The sequence below is a fragment of the Pelagicoccus enzymogenes genome, assembly GCF_014803405.1.
Lineage (GTDB): Bacteria > Verrucomicrobiota > Verrucomicrobiia > Opitutales > Opitutaceae > Pelagicoccus > Pelagicoccus enzymogenes.
This window is the reverse complement of the sequence record NZ_JACYFG010000012.1, coordinates 1-2661: the sequence shown is the minus strand read 5'-3', so window position 1 is coordinate 2661 and position 2661 is coordinate 1. Positions and strand designations below refer to the sequence as shown.

Here is a 2661-nt window from a genome sequence, read left to right as displayed (position 1 = left end):
CCAACGCAGAGCTCAGGCGACAAGGCCTAAACTATCGTTTGGATTACTGGGGTGGTTGGTTTTCATGGGTTCGTAATGAAAGAGGCGAGCGTTTGCCGCAGTTGCCTGGAGCGACTTGTTCTACCTAATATTTTTTATCGTTCCTTTTCCTAAAACGAATTCTTTCCCATGGAGGTAGAATATCTTTTCGTAATCAATTGTTCCATTTTCGTGTAGCCGACAGTTCACATAGTATCCATATATTAAATCCTTTTTTAGCAGTCGTTGGTATTCTTCTTTTGTCTTTAGATCGTAGTGGGTGATGACTTTTCCGTCATTCTGTACGATGTTGTCGAACAGGCTGGGCTCTTGGTATGTGTGAGGGAATGCTTCGCTTTTTAGTTCCGATTCGAGGCATTTCCATTCTTCTGGAGTGTTGAGTTTGATTACTGCCCAAGCTGAAGAGATCACGCCAAGTATGACGATAGTGATAAGCAATGATCTTTTCATTTTTTTTGTAGAACGTCGAGCTCAGGCGACAAGGCCTAGGCTATCGTTTGAACTTCTGGGGTGGTTGGGTTTCATGGGGTCGTTGAGGAAGAGGGGGCGGATTGCCGCAGTTGCCTGGAGCGTCTTGTTCGCACTATTTAATTTCTAATCTTCCTCCGTTCTCTTCAACTGATTCTTTGGCTATTTCTTCTACCGCAATTTCGATTTCTTTCATTTCTTCCTTTTCTGTAGTTCTTTTTTTGGATTCGAAAGTTGTATGGTGGTCCACCGCGGTTAATGCCTCCTGTCACCCATGAATCATTCAATGCATTCAGGTTCCTGCCGTGCCAGCTTGGGGCTTCTGATTGGGGAAGAACCGTATCATAGAATTCGTCGACGGTGGAAATTTGGTTCCAGTCGATTTCGATCAGAGGTGGTTTGTCTTCCTTCATCTATTTTCTGCGAACGCTGAGTCCTCACGCGGCGCTTGTCGCCGTTGTGAGCGACGACTTGATATGTGCATTTCTTTTTGAATCAGGGGCTGGCTGAAATACCGCATGCGATATCAAGTCGATCATCTTTGGTTTAGGTTGGTTGAGTTGGTTTCTTCTTAGTTCTTTTTCGTTGCAGGATCAGTTGTTTCTCTTCGTTCAAGTGTCGCTTCGCTCGGTAGTAAGGTCGGATAGCTAATCAAGTAGTTCGTCGAAGTCTTCGGTCTGATTTCATCTGTATTCAAATATCTATCCCTCAACCCGATCATCGTTTCTTCACATATCGCTAAGTTCAGACGACGAGCGCTTGCGCTCGTTGTCTGAAACGTCTGGTTGGCTCTTATTTAATATAGGAAAATAGGTAGATTGTTCCTGTTCTAAGGGACTTAAAGCTGAGTAGGATTCCCAGTGCGTCTGTAACTACGCCGGGTATCGAAATGAGAACGACTGCTGTGAAAAACAGCATTGAATCGAACATTAGTAGGGCTTCTTTCGATTCTTCGTCAGTTGATTTCAGTAGGCCATCTTTGAGGCTAGGATATATTTTTTTGCATGTTTTGGTTCCTGTCTTGAAGTTTTCGCATGCGGTCCCCCATCCGAACCAGAGGAGTGCCCCTCCTAGCATAGTGGTACCAAGGTAAAGGTAGATGCTGTACGCGAGTCCGATGCGATCATGCAGAGTGCTAATCGCAATGATCTCTGAGATTCCCAGTAGGAGTAGTAACGCTATGAATAGGTATTTCATTAGCCAACGCCAAGACCATACGACGAGGCCTAAGCTTTGCCTCCATGTCTGAGGTCGTTGATTTCCAAAGGGTCGTTGTGAAAGGGGCGGGCGTTTGCCGAAGTTGTATGCGTCGCCTTGTTAGGGATTTTACCTCTCTTCAGTTGAGTGAATAGCTCCATCCGTTTTCGTTCTTATTTGCTGTGATTTTGGCTAATAGAAGCTCGTGGCTTCTAATCGATGCCTTGAAATTTTCAAATTCTTCGGCTGCCATTTTATTGGGTACAAATGCAGTATAAGTGTCGGGACCAAACGAGAGAATCAATGGCTTTTGTCTTGTTCCAAATGCTCGTTCAATGAGATCTGGTGATCTCTCTAGATATTCTTGGTTCAATGCTTCCTTGCTGTGAACTCGGGGATTTGACAAATATCTATTTTCAAGTTCGCGCACTAGACTCCAGAGATTAGCCTTGGTCGAGTACTGTTCAGCGGGAATGGCAAGAAGTTCTACACTGTTTAGACGTAGTGAATCGAGTAATTCGCTTTTCTTGGGATTGTAGCCTGGTAGATTCATTTTTTCCCTAACGCTGAGGTCTCACGGCGTGCGCTTGCGCACGTTGTGAGCACCGACTTGATATGCTTTATTTTTTACTGCCCAGCAGAAGCTGAAGAGTAAGCTGAAGTAGGTAGTGAAAAGAATAGCTATGACGAAGAATGCTTTTCTGTAACCGTTCGCTTCGAAGAAGCGTCCAGCATCAAAATATGTGAGGATATCCTGAATACCGTCTATACTTTTATCTCCGACGGACACGATCATAATTATTCCCAGCAGCGTCCAAGTCAAAGGAGCACTGATCAAAACCCACTTCATCCAATTCGGTGCTTGCTCTTCCTTTCTGAAAGCCAACGAAACGATGAACCCGATCAAGATGGTGACACCGTAAAACTGTGGATTGCTAATCATTTGTTTTGCATATC

General features: G+C 44.5%; 5 protein-coding genes and 1 pseudogene. All 6 read right to left on the bottom strand.

Annotated features, from left to right (window positions below; all coding sequences use genetic code 11):
• Positions 1-120: 120 nt before the first annotated feature.
• Entirely contained in the window at positions 121-489 is a 369-nt protein-coding gene (locus IEN85_RS09145) for a hypothetical protein (RefSeq protein WP_191616794.1), read from the bottom strand.
• Between the two features lie 133 nt (positions 490-622).
• Positions 623-757 (bottom strand): hypothetical protein, encoded by a 135-nt coding sequence (locus tag IEN85_RS24655; RefSeq protein ID WP_263597523.1) that lies wholly within the window; start codon positions 755-757, stop codon positions 623-625.
• 34 nt (positions 758-791) lie between these two features.
• Positions 792-920, bottom strand: a pseudogene (locus tag IEN85_RS24955) (hypothetical protein); the annotation flags it as partial.
• A 379-nt stretch (positions 921-1299) separates the two neighbouring features.
• Positions 1300-1704 carry an FxsA family protein gene (locus IEN85_RS09135; protein ID WP_191616792.1) on the bottom strand — a complete coding sequence of 135 codons (405 nt, stop codon included), beginning with the start codon at positions 1702-1704 and terminating at the stop codon, positions 1300-1302.
• Positions 1705-1843: 139 nt separating this feature from the next.
• Positions 1844-2257 (bottom strand): hypothetical protein, encoded by a 414-nt coding sequence (locus IEN85_RS09130; RefSeq protein ID WP_191616791.1) that lies wholly within the window; start codon positions 2255-2257, stop codon positions 1844-1846.
• A 21-nt stretch (positions 2258-2278) separates the two neighbouring features.
• On the bottom strand, positions 2279-2661 hold a 383-nt coding region (locus IEN85_RS09125), incomplete at its 5' end, for a hypothetical protein (protein WP_224772524.1).